General features: G+C 53.1%; 15 protein-coding genes. 2 read left to right on the plus strand and 13 right to left on the minus strand.

What is annotated here, in order from left to right:
- The first annotated feature begins 168 nt into the window (after positions 1 to 168).
- Positions 169 to 519 carry a DUF3147 family protein gene (locus IFT60_RS17300; RefSeq protein ID WP_192053779.1) on the plus strand — a complete coding sequence of 117 codons (351 nt, stop codon included), beginning with the start codon at positions 169 to 171 and terminating at the stop codon, positions 517 to 519.
- Positions 520 to 1,305: 786 nt separating this feature from the next.
- Here the strand turns inward: IFT60_RS17300 and IFT60_RS17305 are convergent.
- The 12 genes from IFT60_RS17305 to IFT60_RS17360 all read right to left on the minus strand — a co-directional run bounded on the left by IFT60_RS17305 (position 1,306) and on the right by IFT60_RS17360 (position 13,335).
- Positions 1,306 to 1,578, minus strand: a complete 273-nt coding sequence (locus tag IFT60_RS17305; protein ID WP_192053781.1) for a hypothetical protein — start codon at positions 1,576 to 1,578, stop codon at positions 1,306 to 1,308.
- On the minus strand, positions 1,556 to 2,338 hold the full coding sequence (locus IFT60_RS17310) for a hypothetical protein (RefSeq protein WP_192053783.1): 783 nt from the start codon (positions 2,336 to 2,338) through the stop codon (positions 1,556 to 1,558). Before IFT60_RS17310 ends, IFT60_RS17305 begins: the two co-directional genes overlap by 23 nt.
- 1,118 nt (positions 2,339 to 3,456) lie before the next feature.
- The gene (locus IFT60_RS17315; protein WP_192053785.1) at positions 3,457 to 4,512 is read right to left on the minus strand and encodes a hypothetical protein; all 1,056 of its coding nucleotides are present in this window, start codon (positions 4,510 to 4,512) and stop codon (positions 3,457 to 3,459) included.
- Positions 4,513 to 4,744: 232 nt separating this feature from the next.
- Positions 4,745 to 5,101, minus strand: coding sequence for a hypothetical protein (locus tag IFT60_RS17320; protein ID WP_192053786.1), 357 nt, complete (start codon positions 5,099 to 5,101; stop codon positions 4,745 to 4,747).
- Positions 5,098 to 6,138, minus strand: a complete 1,041-nt coding sequence (locus tag IFT60_RS17325; protein WP_192053788.1) for a ParB/RepB/Spo0J family partition protein — start codon at positions 6,136 to 6,138, stop codon at positions 5,098 to 5,100. The genes IFT60_RS17320 and IFT60_RS17325 overlap by 4 nt, the downstream gene beginning before the upstream one ends.
- The gene (locus IFT60_RS17330) at positions 6,135 to 7,211 is read right to left on the minus strand and encodes a ParA family protein (RefSeq protein WP_192053790.1); all 1,077 of its coding nucleotides are present in this window, start codon (positions 7,209 to 7,211) and stop codon (positions 6,135 to 6,137) included. Before IFT60_RS17330 ends, IFT60_RS17325 begins: the two co-directional genes overlap by 4 nt.
- Before the next feature lie 308 nt (positions 7,212 to 7,519).
- Complete coding sequence (locus tag IFT60_RS17335; protein WP_192053792.1) at positions 7,520 to 8,392, minus strand: hypothetical protein; 873 nt, start codon at positions 8,390 to 8,392, stop codon at positions 7,520 to 7,522.
- Positions 8,379 to 9,488, minus strand: a complete 1,110-nt coding sequence (locus IFT60_RS17340) for a tyrosine-type recombinase/integrase (protein WP_192053794.1) — start codon at positions 9,486 to 9,488, stop codon at positions 8,379 to 8,381. The genes IFT60_RS17335 and IFT60_RS17340 overlap by 14 nt, the downstream gene beginning before the upstream one ends.
- A 545-nt stretch (positions 9,489 to 10,033) precedes the next feature.
- The gene (locus tag IFT60_RS17345) at positions 10,034 to 10,258 is read right to left on the minus strand and encodes a hypothetical protein (protein ID WP_192053796.1); all 225 of its coding nucleotides are present in this window, start codon (positions 10,256 to 10,258) and stop codon (positions 10,034 to 10,036) included.
- Positions 10,259 to 10,931: 673 nt separating this feature from the next.
- Entirely contained in the window at positions 10,932 to 11,975 is a 1,044-nt protein-coding gene (locus tag IFT60_RS17350; RefSeq protein ID WP_192053798.1) for a CAP domain-containing protein, read from the minus strand.
- Between the two features lie 105 nt (positions 11,976 to 12,080).
- Complete coding sequence (locus IFT60_RS17355) at positions 12,081 to 12,638, minus strand: hypothetical protein (RefSeq protein WP_192053800.1); 558 nt, start codon at positions 12,636 to 12,638, stop codon at positions 12,081 to 12,083.
- Positions 12,619 to 13,335, minus strand: a complete 717-nt coding sequence (locus IFT60_RS17360) for a nucleotide-binding protein (protein WP_192053802.1) — start codon at positions 13,333 to 13,335, stop codon at positions 12,619 to 12,621. Before IFT60_RS17360 ends, IFT60_RS17355 begins: the two co-directional genes overlap by 20 nt.
- A gap of 1,520 nt (positions 13,336 to 14,855) precedes the next feature.
- Between IFT60_RS17360 and IFT60_RS17370 the strand changes: the two genes are divergently transcribed.
- Positions 14,856 to 16,085 carry a site-specific integrase gene (locus IFT60_RS17370; RefSeq protein ID WP_192053806.1) on the plus strand — a complete coding sequence of 410 codons (1,230 nt, stop codon included), beginning with the start codon at positions 14,856 to 14,858 and terminating at the stop codon, positions 16,083 to 16,085.
- Between the two features lie 352 nt (positions 16,086 to 16,437).
- Here IFT60_RS17370 and IFT60_RS17375 read toward each other — a convergent pair whose 3' ends face one another.
- Positions 16,438 to 16,608: a hypothetical protein gene (locus IFT60_RS17375; protein WP_192053809.1), complete on the minus strand. Its 171-nt coding sequence runs from the start codon at positions 16,606 to 16,608 to the stop codon at positions 16,438 to 16,440.
- Between the last annotated feature and the right edge of the window lie 339 nt (positions 16,609 to 16,947).

Consider the following 16,947-nt stretch of genomic DNA (forward strand, 5'->3'; position numbering starts at 1 on the left):
GCGGCGAATCGGGCGCCAATCCTATGCATGCGCCGTAACCGTGGTGCCACGCAATCGGTCCCTCAGTGCGACCGCCATGCGCGAGCGATCGCAGTGCGCGAAGAGATCGTCCATTCGGCCATCGAATTGCATTACCATCTATAACTGAACAGTATTGAGAGAAACAGCATGCTTTGGATAGTGACGAGATACATTATTACCGCCGGCGTCGTCGTATTGGTTTCTGAATTCGCCAAACGCAGCGACAAGCTGGGGGCACTAGTAGCCGCCCTGCCGATGGTCACGATCTTGACGCTCATATGGCTACATGTCGAAAAACAGCCCGCCGCCAAGGTAACCAACCACGCATTTTATACGTTCTGGTATGTAGTTCCGACGCTGCCGATGTTCCTGGCATTCCCCATGCTATATTCTCGCCTTGGCTTCTGGCCCGCGCTCGCCGCCTGCGTTGTCCTGACGGGCGTCTGCTTCGCGATGTTTGCGGCATTGCTCAAACGATTTGGCATCGAGCTTATCTAGTAACAGAAGGACAGTGTCTGCTCAGACTAGTACCTGCCAACGCTTCTACTCGCATGATCGTGAACCTGCCCCACAACGGCGTCCTCTCCACCGTTCAGATGAACTGATGCAGCATTTTTTACATCTAGCTCAGTTTCAGAAGGTATAGTTTGTACTTAATCTTGGGCAGGCATCGTACAAGCTCATCGACTCTACTCTTGCCCAGGAATTTTTTAACACCATAGGCCGAAAACGGACGGACGTGAGCCAATATTAAATTGGAGAGCTAATCTAAAAGGCAATTTTGGGGCATCGCGCCATGGAGGACATTCAGCCAAGCACGCACTGCGCCGGCCTTAGCGGGTATCCCCGCACTGCTAGTGGTGATCCTCCTTGCAGCGTTGATGGACACTATGACGCCTATTCATCAGTCGCTGCCGTCTTTCGCGGCGTGGCAATTGTTTCGTCTCGACTGATTGCCGCCATTACCATGCTCGGGACGGCAACTCCGATAAGGGATCCTGTGCCGGCGCTCCGTTGTGCAACGATCGCTGCAGGGGCCTTGGCGCTACCGGCCTGGGTGCAACGCCCTGGCTCTATTTCCAATCCGTGCGTGCGGTTGCACGTTTGCCTAACGCAGGCTCAGACAGTAAATACCGCTTCATGGCATCGGGGTAGTTGAAAGCTGATGAGAAATTATTTCCATACTGTCAAATGCTCGTTCGAACCTTCGAGTTACTCGACAATATGGTTTCTATTGTCGATACCGGACGAGGAATCGATCTGAATACACGGGAAATGGCCGTATCAGCGCGTTAAGCGCTTGGCGTAGTGGCCTAGCTCTGGGATGGCAAAGCTTGACCGACCGAATACCTTCGTTGGTCCGCCTAAGCTAGACACTGGCCGTGCATTTGCAGGTTTTTTAACAGTGACGGCTCCGCCTTTGTAGTTAATGCCGGCCTGACTAGTTGGAGCGGTTGCGCTGATCACCTTCTCGAGGTTCCGTTGCCCACGACGACGCGCCGCACCAGCGCGGTAGGCCGCGACGGCGTCAGCCTCAAGCGTTTTCTTGGTGTTCATCGTCGTTCTCCAACAGAACTGTGTAAAGATAGTTTAGCAGAACCTTCCATGAGGCGCTGTCGGCGGTCAAGTCAAAGTACATTTCTCGACCGCGCCCATGGGCTTCCCACCACGCCGGATCGGCCTCGACGACGCCGAGGACGCTGGTGCAATCACGGATGTGATCTGGCGCCATATTCAGATCGACCGGGAGCAACGGAGCGTCGAAACCGAACTTAGGCCAGACAAAATAGCCAATGAGGTCACCGTCTTCCAAATCCGCCGCAGGCGGCCCGTCTCCGCCAGCAAAAAGAGAAATCCTGGTAAAGCCGTGTCGATAGGCGGTACAGGCCATAAGCCCGAAAGCGACAGTGCAAAACTGCGCTGGCGCCTCCTTGTTAAGCATCACCTGCACCAGGTGCAGAGAGTCGATCCGGATGCGAGGGCCGCCTTCATCCTGATACGCGACAATGGTAACAGGCTTATCCTCTTGGACGAACTCGTTATCCGAAATTACCTTGACGCCTGCTGGTGTGCCGTCGTCGCCTTCGGACACGTTCAACACAGCGACAGTCGATTCGTCCGGGGCCATGAACAGGCGCCCGACGCTGGTTGCGTCGAACCACATGGGCTCTTCCGAAAAGCCCTCCAGACTGATGCCGGTAAAACGTTCGTCCGAAAGCTTGTAGAGCTCGCCAGTGAACAGTGTGCCAATGGGCAAGCTGAGCAAATACTTTTCAAGCCGCTCGACATTCTCTGAAAGGAATTCGGGATCGATCACTGTTATAGATGAGGCCGTCGTTGTAGGAACGCGCAGATTACTCTACGACTAGCGCTAGTTGCAACCTCCCTGCCCTCTCGGATGCATGCATTGCAGTAACGCTCTACAAATACAATACTTCGCTGTCGCCGCGCGGCGTTGTTGGCCAGTGATCGCAAAATATAACTCGCATCCGCTGTACTGAAACGCACAGAAATAATTAAACGGTAGCGAAGGATGACAAGTAACCTGTTGCACCACGGGCTGGATTTCAAGGTTGCTATTCACGTCTAGTACTAGCCCCGTCCCGTGGCGGGCTCACCCCCAGCGCTTGTAGTTTCACGCAGTATGCTTCACTTGCCCAGCCTTCGAGACTTTATTATGAAGCGGCTGCGAAGGCCTGTCCTCGACACGAGTGCTCAATTGGGCAGGTCGATCAAATTGGGCCATGCGGCTGAGCAAGCCGGCTTTATCCTCGACGGAATAATCCTGAGAGATGGCGGGCGGGTTTGGATGTTAAACCCGTCCTCGCCAGCAAATCTCCTGGCAGCAACCTGAGTTAGAAAAGGCGACTGAGGTTACGGCAACGCCGAGTTCGACGTCGTTCGCCGATGGTGCAGATTCAGCAGTCGAGTCAATTAGCGAGCATGACGCATCCGTTGAGGGCTTAGTCATCACCGGGTCCGAGCCTTAAGGCGGCAGCAGTATCGATCTGCGTGCTAACTTGCGAAAAATTTTGAACCCCTGATCGTTACCGTTACAACCCCAACGTCCTACGGACCTCTTTGTTGTTGCTCCTAGACTAAGCTTGCCCAACTACCACCTTGACCAGAAATTCATATTATGAATTTTTTGGGTATGTGGTTGTAGTCGGTTAGGTAATGACGTCTTCCCCGTAAAAAATTCCTAATGTGAACTTTCAAGATGCCCGGTCAGCGTGCTCATAGAAGGGCCCTGAATGGTTTCCCACGTTCATATTATGAATTTTCGGCATGCTCTGGAGCCCGGCTTCACGAAGACAAGGTCGCAACAAAGCCGGCTCGCTCCGCCGTTGCGCCGGATAACAGGAACGTAGTTCGTACTCGCTGTCTCTGTGCGATCCCCTAGTCGAAAGCAGAGTAATCAGGCAGACGTCGTGTTTAAACCTCTACCAGATTGCCGGCAGCTACGCCCTTGTACAGCCCTTCCATGTGACAAGCCGGATAAGTTTCGCGCACTGCGCCTCGAGTCACTTCTGCAAATCCATCGTAGAACCGGACGACCATGTCGCGGCTGACATGACGGAAAGTCTTGTAACGGCAAGCCTCAGCAATGGCCTCTAGGCGCGGATTAGAGGCGTTCGACGGTGTATGTGGGTGCGTACTCGGGCTTCGTGGCTGCGAGGGCGTAGCACGCGTTCTAGCGCTTCTCAGAGGGCTTGCCAGCTTTCGAGCAACATACGCAAAATCATCACCCGAATTTAACAACGACCGCAGGTATTTCACAGCTCGTCCGCCAGTGATACCAGAGTTCAGCAAGAGATGGCGCTTAACGATCCACACGTCCTGAAGACGCTGGCCAACTTGCTTTGCCAAACCCATTAACGAAAAGATACCGAAGAGGTCAATGCCAAGTTCACGCTTCAATGGCCAGAGATCGGCTGGTAGGCCTTTTGGTTTTTCAGCTTCGTTGTTAAAAGAAGCTTCTTTTTTAGAAAGGCAGTTGTTAACCCCTATGCCGTAAGACATTTTGGTCTCGGATTGAGGTGTAGGAATGGTTTCATCCGCAGATGGAGTTGACGGATTCTCCGGGCCGCACGATGACGTTTGCTCATCCGTCGTTGGAAGACCGATAAGCTTGCGAAGCGGGGTTGCGACTAGATAGCGCTTGGCCGAGAACTTGCCCCAGCGATTACGACCGTCATGTAGCGGGTCTGGATCGAGCCAGCCGTACTCAAGGCACAACGCGATCGTGCGCGTCACTGTCTTCGTGCTCACCCCCAGTTCTAACGCCAACTTATGGACACTAACGCTGATTTCCTTCTTCGGCTTCCGAATGCGAGTTCGCGCCACCAAATCAATAAATACCCTCATGAAGGACTTTGTCAGCTTGGCTCGGATATCGGGATGAGTCTCGGCACGAAGTAGGTAAGGGCGTATCGGGGACGGGTAGTCCTCATATGCACTGAGCATGTCGTTATAGGTGAGGTTAAGCACGTGAACCTCCACTAAGGGGTCCACATACCAGTGCTTCAGGCAATACAGTGTCCTCCGAGAGGACCGGATAGTTAAGATTTAAGCGCACAGCTGCCCCTGTGGTGCTTCGCACCGCAAAAGTGTTTGACTACCGTGCTGCAGGGGGCTAAGATGAAGTTCTCTAGGCGTCACCTAAGTCCACCGCTAGCGCGGGACTGAAAAGAAAAACCCCAGCTCAGCTGGGGTTTTTTATTTAGCTCATAACATTCGGAAATCCTTTGTATGTTGAAGGCACTCTGGCCTTACTGGCACCAACGGGTTTCCACCGAATAGAAGGTGGTTCAACTTGTTTTGAATTCATAAAATTCATAATATGAATTCCTCGCGATAGCTTTTGACCGGCGAACCCAAAATTCATAATATGAACGTGCGCTTCTTCGGATGAATCAAGCGCGTTCATATTATGAATTTCCGGACTAAATTTCTGAGGTCCAGGAACGGCACGAACAGCCGCGCGCCGATGCAGTAGCCCAAGCGAAAAAGAAAAAGCCCTACTGACTGCCGACATCGGCAGAGCAGGGCAGTTGGCGTTGGCGTGCTTGGGGGTCATAGGGTTCCGCTGCCGATCTCGTCTGGCGCTGAGCTGCTGACCTCTTTGGCCTGGAGCTCAAGCCATGCTTGCAGATGCTTTTCGAAAGCTGCAATATCAAGATCGGGCACTTTGCAGTTCACGACGACCGAGCGCTTGTCAGCGCTGATTTTGGTGGTGAAAATGAGCCGACGTCCGTTCGTGATTAAGTTAGGCTCGGACCCGTCACGCTCGGCCTGTCCTTTGATCGCCTGAAGTACCCAGGACTTCAAAGAATTCTGCGCCGCGCCTTCCATCAGACGCTGCACACCACGCTCGATGTCCGCGAGGTTGTCCGGGTAATCGGAACATAATTTCTTGATAACCGCACCAGTTTGATATCCAAACAGATCGGGCTTAGCATCAAGCATGCGGATGATCTTTGCTGGCAGTTTCAGCATATCCAGGCAGCCGCTGACCTTCACCGTGCCTTGACCAAAGTAACTTGCGACTTCGCGCTGGGTCTTGCATAGACCTTCCTTGAGTGCCGTTGCAAACATCAAGGCATACTCGTAATCGGCAAGGCCAACACTCCCGACAGCAAGCAGCAAAGTTTTCGCTTGTGCTTCCCGATTGGTCAGTTCTTCCACGTAGGCGTCGATCTCGCTCCAGCCGAGGGAACGTGCAGCGCGAATACGACGATGTCCGCTAATGAGCTCGTACTTGCCGTTGACCATTCGCACTTTGATAGGGTCTGCATGCGCAGCCGTATCCATAGTTTCAGCTAAGCGGTCGATTTCTTCGGGGTCATACTTTAGGCGTGGCTGGAACGGAGAGTCGACAATTTGCGCAATCGGAATCTTGTGCGCATCCTCACGGGGGGGCGCAGGGCGCTTTTCGTTGCTCGCAGCCGAAGATTCGCCTTCTTGTGCTGGTTCCACACGGCTCGGCAGTTCGACCACTGACGGAGCCGCCGCAGGACGTGCGCCCACCAACGGCTTTCGCTGGTCCTCGCCCTCGCGAGCTGCAACCTTCCCCGATGCGACCAAGCCGCTGACCTTAATAGGTGCACGACTCATGCCGCCCTCCCCACGCTTGCGAGAGGGGCCAGGCTATTAACGTCCGCCAGCTTGATGTCGTACATGCGGATGAGCGACTTGGTAAGGTCCAATACATCGCGGGCGCCGACGGAGTTCGGCTCCTTCTCAAGCACTGGACCGTTATTCTTTTCATCGAAGGCGTCGTTTTGGCGGACAAATCCGATGAAGTCGCGAACGATCGTGTCGTTGATTTGGTCTGGATAGGTGCTGACCAGCTTGGACAATGCGTCGTTATGCGGCTTCTTCGTCTGGTTGTACCGGTTGACGATGACGTGATAGTCGAGGTTGAGGCCGGCATCGGCAAAAGCCGAGTTCAGTTCATGGACATTCGAATCCAGGATCTCAAGGGCCTTGGTACTTGGCCCCTCAGGTACGACGACAGCGAGCAGCGTCTTGCAGGATGTCATCAACGTGTTCGTGAGCAGCGAGGTCGACGGTGCCGAGTCAATCAGGATGACGTCGTACTGTGCGAAAACATCGACATAACGCTTGAGCAGCCGCGAGAAGACAAACTCGCGATTGGTCGCGCCCATCAACCAGGAGTCGGTGTCGGCGAGCGTGATGTCGGCAGGAATAATGTCCAGCATGCCGCCAGCGTAAATCGGCCAGATCGCCGCCTTGACGTCGACGAAGTCCTTTTCCTTCTTCTCATTCCGGTTCATCAAATCACCAATATGGATGATGCTTTCCGAAACCCAGTCGATGCCGAACAGACCGGTCAACGATGCCTGCGGATCGCCATCGATCATCAGAACCTTGTGGCCCATCATCGCTAGGGCAGAGGCGACATTTCCGCAAATGGTCGTTTTGCCAGTACCACCCTTGGCCATCCGGAAGTTCAAGATTGGAGGGACAGTTTTCTCTCGCGATGAATCCTCAGAGAGTGACAGCATGCTCATCCGAATCCGGCGAATGTCCTCCGCGGTATAGATGCGATGGTACTGACCCTTATCGGCTACGTTGTACTTTTCCCGAAACGCCTTGGGCGAACCGGTAAAGCCGCACAACTCTTGTGCCAAACGGGCCTTCACGCCGAAAGGGCGAGCAGACATGGAACCTCCTGAATATTGTGTCAACACATCATACAGCTGGCAGGGTAACATTGCAAAGGAAAACCAAAGAAAATGTACCGAGCGGCCATCAATGTGATTATGGGTGAATGTCTATGCTTGAGGTGCAAGTTCGCTCGTCGGGCGAGAAAGCGACGCAACGCGGCGCGACAACATAGCGAACAACGAAGATATCACCGTCCGATCGCGTTCCTGGTTCAAATACTGTCGAGAAAACGTGACCATTCGCCGACTGGGCTGCGGTCAGCACCACGAGGGGCTATTGTCGCGTTAACACCACATGAACTCGATCACTGATTGGCCGTCATCGAAGCCATCCGCGCGACCAGCGTCCGAATATCCGCGATCTGCAAATGAGGTTCGTTGGCCAGCAGTTGGCGGTAGAGTAGGGCGACGATCTGGATCGTGTCGACCGGGCGCACCGGCAGAGCGATTGCCGCACGGCCGCGCTGGGTCACGCGTACAAAGTAGTGCGAGTCTTGGAAATCGATAGACAACGACTTGTCATGCGCGCGGCCGTGGCCGTCGAAGCGTAGGGACCGGATCTTGTTCTCCAACAATGCCAGCACTTGGTATGCTTCTTGAACGGTCAACTGCACCACGATCTTGTTCGGCCAGTCGAATGTTTTGCGAGTGCCGCCGGCGAGCGCGACGGCGCCTTCGATGTTGATCGTGTGCTTGCGCTCGGCCTGGGTCGTCGCCTCGGCAATACAAAGCGCGGCACCTGAGCTAAATATTTTAAAGCTGTAGTAGGGAGGATCCACCGCGGGCGTTGCCGCCGGCGTCGGGGCGGCTGCCATGGGCACCGAGGCGGCGCCAAGCTCGACCAGGTAGGATCGAGCAGACGCTGCACGGGCAGATCCGGTCTTGATCGCGTCAATGGAATCGAAGAACCGACGTTGTTCCCGACACGCGATCGCCACGAGCTGGTCGACCGGCAGCTGGCCACCGACGCGCCGCAGCGTGGCCCGGGTTTTCGCATCGAGCACGCGCACGGTTGCCTCCAGCTCGTCCCGTGCCTTGCGCTCGCCGGCGGCGAACGCGAGAAGGGAAGCTTCGAATCGTTTGCCGCCGCCCGAGCCGGCCAGCTCGAGCAGCTGATCGCGGGAGAGTGCCGGCAGCGAGGCCTGCGCCAGGATGCTCGTAATTTCAGACAGCTTCATCGGACTTCCTTTTCCTCGGTTGGGCGGTTTCGTAGATTTCGGCGGACCTTTCCAGCGCTAGTCCCAGGTATCCCTGCAGATCGCTTTTCGTGCGGCCGTGCTTCAACTCTTGTGCGGCGAACGTGTTTCGCAAGGTGCGGCCGCCGCTTCGGTTGACGTCAATGCCGGCCCGGGCGAATGTCTCCTTTACCTGGCGCCAGAGCGTTACCTTCGACATCGGCTTGCCGTTATGGTCGCCGGGGAAAACAAGGTCGCCTTTTAATATGCGCTTGCCCGTGGCATCGACGGCCAGGCGCTCGATGAGCCAACGGCGCAGCGCGTCGGCGCCATAGCCGTGCACAATGGTTTCGTGCTCGTAGCTGGTGTCGTGTTTGTCCTCTGGACTGATTTTCAATCGGATGGGAAGTTCGCTGAACGAGTCCTCGACCTCGTCGACGTGAAGGCCGATTGCCTCGGCCACCTTCAGGCCGCCGAAGAGCACCGTCGCCTGTACCGCGTGGTCCCGGCGCCGCTTCCACGCTTTCGGCGGCCGGCCGGCCCGGTTCGCGCTGGGCGAATCGAGAGAGGGCAGGGCGGCGACAAATGCTTCGATCTGCTCCTCTGTAAGTGCTTCGGTGCCGGCGTTCTGCGCCAGGTACATGTTGTCCGTTGCCAGTTTGGTGGCCGACGTCGCCGGGTTGGGCGCCACTTGCAGGTGGTTGTAGCAGCGTTCCAGCAGCCGCAGGTAGCGCTCGGTGATGCCGCTGTTTTGTTCGCCGTTTCGCCGGAGCTCGCCGATGAAGCGTAACAGGTCCTGCTCGCTCACTTGCGAGAATGATCGGCGCTGGCCAGCGAGCCAGGTCACGAACTTGCGGAACATGAAAATGTAGATGGCAGCCGATTTACTGGACACCGGCTGGGCCGGGCCCTTGCGCGGTCGTCTGCTCGTCTGGGCGAATTCGTCAGTTTCGAGGAAAGCTTTGAAGGCGGCGACCGGGTCGGCGTCCCATTTTTTTGGATCGGGCATAGGCACCTCGTTGTTCGAGCTGGAAGCGGCGGTGTGCTGGCCGGCGCCGAAGGCGCCATCAAGCACAGGGTTTTCAGGGTGGACAACCATAAGGATACCATAACTGAAACTAACGAACGAGCAAGACACACTAATCCATAGGAGATGCGACTGCTGCCGACTCCGGTGCCCAGCCGGGGGGATTCTCTGGACTCTCTTCCTTCTCTTCGTTCTTTTTGCTCTTTTAGCACTCGATGGCCTGCAGTCAGGCGAAAGTCATTTTAAGGCAGCTGTAAATCCTTGTCCGTTAGTTTCATTTATGGATCTCAGCGAACCTATCGCATCCTCACTCGATGGACACGGTGTCCATCGCTTCTTCCTCCTAAGTTATTGATTTTAAATGAACCACACACGCTCAGTGTAAATTTTTGGCTCTGCTTTTATACATTCAACCTCTTTAGTTGCCAAAGTTAAATCTAACTAATGGTTTTCTAATTTACAACACAGAAGCTTCGATAAGATCTGAAGCTAGAAGCAAGCCTAAGCTGTTCAAATCGAAATTCGAACGATCATTGCTACCAAGACTTTATTCGTTATGGTGGTAACCGACCGCAGCTCTCATTCACCAACCTGACCTTCCGGCGTAAATTTCGGCGTCAACAACGATCATCTAACCACTCACCATGAATCGATCCTGCGTCTTTTGCTAATATCGCAACAGATGAATGAGCGCAGTAGGGCGCGATCGCTGTTGCCCAATCGTGCTTGGTGATGTCGGCGTTGGTGGAAATCCCTTCGGACACGCGATAACCCTGCTGCGGTGTACCCCACGAGTAGCAACAGAAACGGCGGCGCAACTCAATCTGCGCCAAACTCATCATCCTCTCTTCTCACATAAGTGTGCGTCCGCTGCTTCCACAGCTTTGGGTCTAGCCCTACAGCGATGGACACGGTGTCCACCAAGTTTTAAACGTAAGCCGTTGAATATAAACAGATCATGGTACTGGCAACGGTAAAAACTGGTTCGTGTTTTACCGTTCATCCCATAAATTTATTGATAATAATGCCATTAGTTCTTTACTAGTTTGCAGAAAGGAAACTTTTCCGCCAACCATCTTGCTCTACTCTACTCTGTCCAAAACTGCTAAAAGGATGGCAGACGCCGACAATGTAGGACCATTGCAATCGCCCTAACCCATCGCTTGTAGGCTTATGACAGCAAGCTTGACGGGCCACACCTTGGAGAGGTTATGACTAGGAACGGTGACTGCTGCGACAACGCGACCATAGAGAACACGTTTGCCATTCTTAAGTCCAAATTCTTTTACTTGAATAAGTTCGACAGCGTTGATGAGTTGCGTGATGGATTGGCCAACTAGATCACGGATCACAACCAGGACCCCTTCAACCCCAACTATAAGGTTTAAGTCCCATTCAGTACGAGACTTAGACCTTGGCTCATAGCGATCTCAACCATCTCACTCTATTTGGTCAGTTCAACATGCCAAACGGTTTTTCTCACAGACTGCTGAACCGGTCTGCACTGCCCTATTGTCATTGGCGAGTCGTGAACTGCCACTCCTGGTTAACCACGACATTATTCACGCGGCCCGAGAACTTGGCCGTGTATATCGTACTCGTCTTAAGCGGTGCTTTTGCTGCCAGAAACGCGAAGTTCGACGAGAGGTAACGGTTCGGGTCATTCGCCTGGGTCAACAAGCGCGCATCGAGTGGAGAGGCGCTACCTGCTTCCGTCAGGGTGAACGACAACACCTCGAGAATAGCGCCGGACTTGACGACTACGCTAACTGGATAACCTGTCTTGGTAGGGAAATCGGCATTGGCCGTCGACAGGTCAGAGAATGGATTTGGCCACTCGACCCCTGTATGAAGCCCAACGCCAGTTTGATTCGCTGCCGGATACGTGCCTAAGTAGTCACTTGCGTTGACTTGGGGCTTCTGATTCCCGGTCACAAAAACAAACGTTTGCGAGCGATCCTGGCCAACAGCAATCCCAATTTCGCTCGTCGCCTCAAACATCAATCCCGCACGGTGATAGATCGTCGAAGCCACGCTATCAAACGCCACTGCGGCGCCTTTGCCGCCGCCGAATGCACCTTGCTCCCCGACGCCCGTATCGACATACCCAACAGACTTTGCGCGATCCAGCTCTTGCACGCCAGTGAACAGCGGCTTATCGCCTTGCTCGATGTGGAACCATGCGCGTCCCGTTACCGGGTCAACGGTGTTCATGTTGATGGCGCCACCGGTGTTCACATCATTCTTGAGGACGTAGGCCAGGTGATTAGCCGCTGTCTTATCGAGCTGAGGGTTCTGTGCCAACAAGCCCAAGCCGACTTGCGCACGGAACTGATTGTAGAGCGTAACGAATTTGTGTTCTTCGCTGGTCGCCGCGTAGGTGAACGTGGGAACGCTGGTCTGAATGTCAGCGGGCGTAACCACTAGAGGCGCTGGGACCGAAACAGGCGGGACCGTAGCGATCGGCGCCGATGGGGAATTGCTACCGCCGCCACCGCCGCAAGCGACAAGGAACAGAACAACAGCGACGGCGGAAGCGCAGGGTTTGAATTTCATCATGGTCTTACCTTTCGAGGAAGTGAGTGCGTTTCTTCGCTGAAACGTAGAACTACGATATATCGGGAAATTCGCAGCGCAAGCCGGGTTGGCAAACCGGTGCGCCGTTTACGGTACTGCTCGCCGTCTTTCTAAATGCTCAATCAGCTTGTCGCGAAAAGTTGGTTCCAGGGAGGGAACAATTGCCCTAAACTCTGCCCCGAGGCGGGCATCGCTAATCCATGTAAAGCTAAAGTTGCAGGCCACCGACATTACGCCGCCTGTAATCAAGACGCCCAAAGCTAATCCGGCAATGACGCCTCGCCACCCTGCGGGGGGACCAACCTCGCAGGAAAGGACAGGACCTGCCCCACGCAGCGCCTTTTTTATTCGTGCTTCCAGCGCTTCCGCACGCACCTTTTCATCGGACGCCGCCCGTCGTGTAATTGCGCAGGCCTCAATGCCTAACTTACGCGCTTCATCCACGGCAACCTTCAAGGCCTGGCTTGCTTCGGCGATCTGGCCCGTTACTTCCCGTGTCGCCTCCCGCATGGTGTACGCTTGGAAGAGGGCTGCCACAATAATTGGGTCGTCCTCATCCACTTTCTTGCCGGTAACAGCAAATACCGCTGTCATTACCGCCTGCTGCTCAGCCGTATGGTTCATTTCAAGGAAGAATTTCGTCAAGTTGTTCGAACAGTTCCCGACGTACTTCCACGAAACGCTGCTTTTGCGCCAGTTTGAATTTATGACTTCCGATTTCATCAAACGTAAGCTTGTTTCCAAGAAGAGTGGCGAAATCCGTTCCAAATGTATCGGCTGCGCGGGTTTTTACATTCACAATACCAAGTATCCGACTTTCAAATTTTTTGTAGAGCTGCGTTTCTATAACTGGCTTTCCGTTCAGTTCGACAACACCGAAATTTCCGTTCAGCCAGATGATGACCTCAACATTGGTACATTCCAATACTTTCTCCAGGGCGGCTAACGTTTCCTTCACTGCAGATCCGCCGACGATGGGTACATGAATCACAACGCGGACGCCTTCGTCTTTTAGCGTATCGAAAGTACGTGCCTCGGTGACATAACTCATCAGTGGGAAAAACGTCGTCGACCCAGTGTCAATAACGCTAAACCCGCTATGCTGCGCGATGTCATCGACGAGATCGTCGAAACGCGCCCGATCGATTTGCATCTCATCGTTTGCGATATCGATATACTGAACCTGTAAGGCAGAGTACCCGGCAAAAGTAGGGTTACCAGGATCGGTATCGGCGCAATACATGTTGTAGGCTTTTGCACTACCGTATTGAGCTAGTACCCATGAAATAAAGGACTTGCCCACACCGCCCTTGCTCATAAGGATCAAATTGCACAGTTTCATATTTTTCCAATATTAAAATTGAGTCCAGTCTTTATCAAGGAGTTCTTTTCCACTCCATCGGAACTTCTTGGTTTCAGCTGGCTCTACGTCTATTTTACGTACCAATTCATTGGTCATTCCGGGAAAAGCACCTGGGAAACCGTCCGCTCTCGTATTTCTAGGCTGCTGTACTTCCGATTGCGCTTCCTCTTGCTGGACCGGCGCACACGGTAAGGCAGGGCTGGGTACCCGCTTTCCCTCCCTTCGCTCCTTCCGAAGCAGCCGCAACACCCGATGATAGTAGGGGAGGCTGATGTTGATCCCAAGTGCAGGCAGCTCTGCATGCATCACAGCATGTGAGTACCCTTGAGCAAGGCCATCTTCGATCTGGGGCAGTAAGTCCTCCAGTTGTCGAAGCACTGCTCTCTTCGTTGGTGGAATGCCGCTTGTTAGTTTATTTGCCATAATTTTTTGTAGACTTCTGCGTGCAGCACAAAAAGATGCTAGTTTCTAAAGAAGTGTTTATTCCATGTCCAATACATGTCTAATCTTTGTCTAAGTTGCGTTCATATGGATCCAAAATACCTGTCCATTCTTAAGAATTGTCTAAGCTATGGTCATCCTGTGTCCATAAGTTATGACGAGAGCCAGAGTATCAAATGGGGTACAAGGCCATGGGACGAAAACACCATGATTTTGCTAACGAATTAGTTTGACTTCGGGCCTTACTAGGTAGATAATTTTCTTGTCGCCATGCGGCATATTTGTAACCTATACCTTTTCCGTTCTCTTGAATAGAAAAGCACCAATTGCACTGCCGTCTAAGCGGCACCCCTCCTGACCAGGGAAGTTTGGCCTGGCATACCCATCCAATTTGTTCGACACGTTCGTCATTTAGTGCTTCTTGGCGTTCCGACGTCATTTTTTTACGTTGCGCAAAAAATTCTGACGAATACTGAGTGTTGACGAAACCTAGGCTACATCAGGGTTTCAGAGCATTCACGAACACTGAAATCACACTGATCTGATTTTTCTGCGGCATTTCCAACGACAGATCACTTGTGAAATTGACTTTTTACAGCAGCTCAACGCAGCTGCGCCGCGGGCCCCGGTCTGGGCCATGACATACATCGAGACGTAGACAGGCGGATATCTGGAAGCTCCCAGACGCATGCCTCGCTGGCCTAGTGCCAGCGTGAGTGCTGCCTCCGCGACGCCATCCGGCGTGAGAAAGGCCATCTGGTGATTGCGCCACCAACGGCCTGCCCATTGGGGCGGGAAGCGCGACGTGAGAAACCACGTAAGTGTTCCAGGCCTGACAGCGGTAAGTCAGGCGATCGGCCACCGAAAGGTGCCGGCATATTGTCTCCTTGCCAAGAGGGGTGATAGTGTGAAATTAGCTTTCTTAAGTATGGGTCCCTCTCCCCGGCAGGTTGTAGAAGCAACATAGACGTCTATAGAGGCCGCATCCACCTGTACCTTCTCGGCACGTGCGGACGGATATGGCTTGCATCGTTAAGTTAACTAATTTAGGAGAAACAATGGAAAGCCTTAGAAGTCAGATTAATGCCTACCTGAAAAGAAATGCCGGCACTCGCACGGATGGATCAGTTGCTGGTGAACGGACGAAGTCAGCAATTGGTGAACATGTACACGCAAACTTTAATCATTTGCTCAATCTTGGATTCAAACTGCAACGTCCCGAGAATTTCGGAGAGCGGCATATTGTGGCCCTGTGCCGATTCTGGTATGAGAATAATTATGCAGCCAGCACAATCAGATCAAACTTGTCGTACATGCGGATCTTCTGCCGCTGGATGGGCAAAGGGAATATGGTAAAGAGTGCTCAGCACTACTTGCCAGAGGTGCCTAAAGAAGAGTTGAAGGTTAAGACAGTAGCAGCTAAGAGCAAGAGTTGGGCTGTCAATGGGGTGGACGTGATCGCTAAAATTAACGAAGCAGACGCAATAGATCCCCGCTTCGGTATGATGCTCCGCATGTGCCTTGCATTCGGCCTACGCGCTCACGAGGTAATAGAATTATGTCCGTGGAAGCATGATCGTACCGATCGGCTTTCTCCGGAAAAGACAAAGACTGGTCGGGCGCGCGACATCTTTATCGATACTCCGGAGCAGCGAGTTGTTTTGAACTATGCAAAGTCTATGGTAAAAAAGAACGAGCATCTGGGCTGGAAAACGCGGCAGGACAACGGCGGTGCTGCCTCGTTGGAATACAACAAAAGCAGATGGTATAGGTTACTTGGAAAAGTTGGGATTACGAAAGAAGACAGCCTGGTTACTGGTCATGGACTACGATCGCAATATGCCGAGAATGCAGCGCTTTTGCTGTCAGTTATTCCGCCTACGTTGGGGGGAACCGGAGGCCAAATGGGAAAAGAAGATTTGGATTTGAAGCGTGCACAGGTTAGCGAATCGCTGGGGCATTCGCGAATTTTTGTCACAGGACCATACTTGGGATCCTTTGGTCGAAATAATAAGCCTGACTCGCCTGACCGAACGAAACTAGCGGTTGAGGCGGCTATTCGCGCCATTGCACCCATGCTTTTGAAAGATGTCTTACCCGAACGGATGAACGATTGCGGGCAATTAACCATCGAATTGATGATGGCTGGTGCGTCTGCCGAACCGCGTGTTACGCAAATGCTTTGGGAAAACCATAGCAGACGCCACGGAGTTGAGTGGCTAACTCTCGGTTCTCATAACGTCGCCGCAATGGAAGCGGCTGCAAAAAACCTGTCTGGCGCCATGTAGTTAAGCGCCAAAAGCACCCGGTAATGATCTGACGGTGCTTAGTTAAGCGCGTTTAGCGACCTTCGGGCGACTTAAAACAGCCCACTACCTACGAAAAGGCCGCTTTGATGTGAATCGAAGCGGCCTTTTTAGCTTAACTGAACGGCATCGCCGTCAGTGACTAGTTTTTTTATAACCGTTATTTTTACGGCAGCAGTGCGATACGTCGGAGCCGGAAGACTCCCTGCGGCTACAAGGAATACCATTAGTCAGGTATCGCATCTTTGGAAGTTTAGTTATCCCCGTAGTTGTGGACCGTTATTGAAGGCTTAGACCCTCGGACTACCGAACAAACACAGCAGGATTTTACGAATCATTCCTTATAGTTCACACTGCCAGGATTCCAAGTCGCGTTTTCGTAATCGCTGTTGTCATCTTCTTCGTCAGTGTTAAGTGAGGGGCCACTGAAAATTACGAGAAGAGCTGCGCCAGCTACAAACAGTTGACCGAAGGTCAGATCCATGATTGCGTTAAGAAATTCCATTGCTTTTGCTCCAAAGGTTGTTAAGAAAGTTCAGCTGCGAGATCTATAATAAGCTGCAACTCTCGCCGCGCAAGTCGACTACTTATCAGCCTAAAACCCTGGTAAATCGCTGCGAAACGAGCAAATTCCGCTGCTCTACAAACTGATAGACAGGGCTAGTGCAAAATCAACTACGGTTCGGCTAAAGCGGATTAGGCAGCTAGGGAACGCTTTCAAGCGCTTGTAAGCCGCTTTTGATCGGCAGCGTCCAATCTGGACTAGATATCAGATATCACGTAAATTCGGACCAGGAGCTGCTGTTATACCTGGGCTGTCGTGCTCGACCTGTTCTCGCGTAGA

The organism is Massilia sp. CFBP 13721 (genome assembly GCF_014842025.1).
GTDB lineage: Bacteria > Pseudomonadota > Gammaproteobacteria > Burkholderiales > Burkholderiaceae_D > Telluria.

What these genes read in the sequence shown, in the direction of transcription:
- IFT60_RS17370 (WP_192053806.1), top strand. Translation starts at nt 14,856, where the DNA reads ATGGAAAGCCTTAGAAGTCAGATTAATGCCTACCTGAAAAGAAATGCC.
- IFT60_RS17335 (WP_192053792.1), bottom strand. Translation starts at nt 8,392, where the DNA reads ATGAAGCTGTCTGAAATTACGAGCATCCTGGCGCAGGCCTCGCTGCCG.
- IFT60_RS17360 (WP_192053802.1), bottom strand. Translation starts at nt 13,335, where the DNA reads ATGAAACTGTGCAATTTGATCCTTATGAGCAAGGGCGGTGTGGGCAAG.
- IFT60_RS17330 (WP_192053790.1), bottom strand. Translation starts at nt 7,211, where the DNA reads ATGTCTGCTCGCCCTTTCGGCGTGAAGGCCCGTTTGGCACAAGAGTTG.
- IFT60_RS17345 (WP_192053796.1), bottom strand. Translation starts at nt 10,258, where the DNA reads ATGATGAGTTTGGCGCAGATTGAGTTGCGCCGCCGTTTCTGTTGCTAC.
- IFT60_RS17375 (WP_192053809.1), bottom strand. Translation starts at nt 16,608, where the DNA reads ATGGAATTTCTTAACGCAATCATGGATCTGACCTTCGGTCAACTGTTT.
- IFT60_RS17350 (WP_192053798.1), bottom strand. Translation starts at nt 11,975, where the DNA reads ATGATGAAATTCAAACCCTGCGCTTCCGCCGTCGCTGTTGTTCTGTTC.
- IFT60_RS17325 (WP_192053788.1), bottom strand. Translation starts at nt 6,138, where the DNA reads ATGAGTCGTGCACCTATTAAGGTCAGCGGCTTGGTCGCATCGGGGAAG.
- IFT60_RS17300 (WP_192053779.1), top strand. Translation starts at nt 169, where the DNA reads ATGCTTTGGATAGTGACGAGATACATTATTACCGCCGGCGTCGTCGTA.
- IFT60_RS17340 (WP_192053794.1), bottom strand. Translation starts at nt 9,488, where the DNA reads ATGGTTGTCCACCCTGAAAACCCTGTGCTTGATGGCGCCTTCGGCGCC.
- IFT60_RS17305 (WP_192053781.1), bottom strand. Translation starts at nt 1,578, where the DNA reads ATGAACACCAAGAAAACGCTTGAGGCTGACGCCGTCGCGGCCTACCGC.
- IFT60_RS17320 (WP_192053786.1), bottom strand. Translation starts at nt 5,101, where the DNA reads ATGACCCCCAAGCACGCCAACGCCAACTGCCCTGCTCTGCCGATGTCG.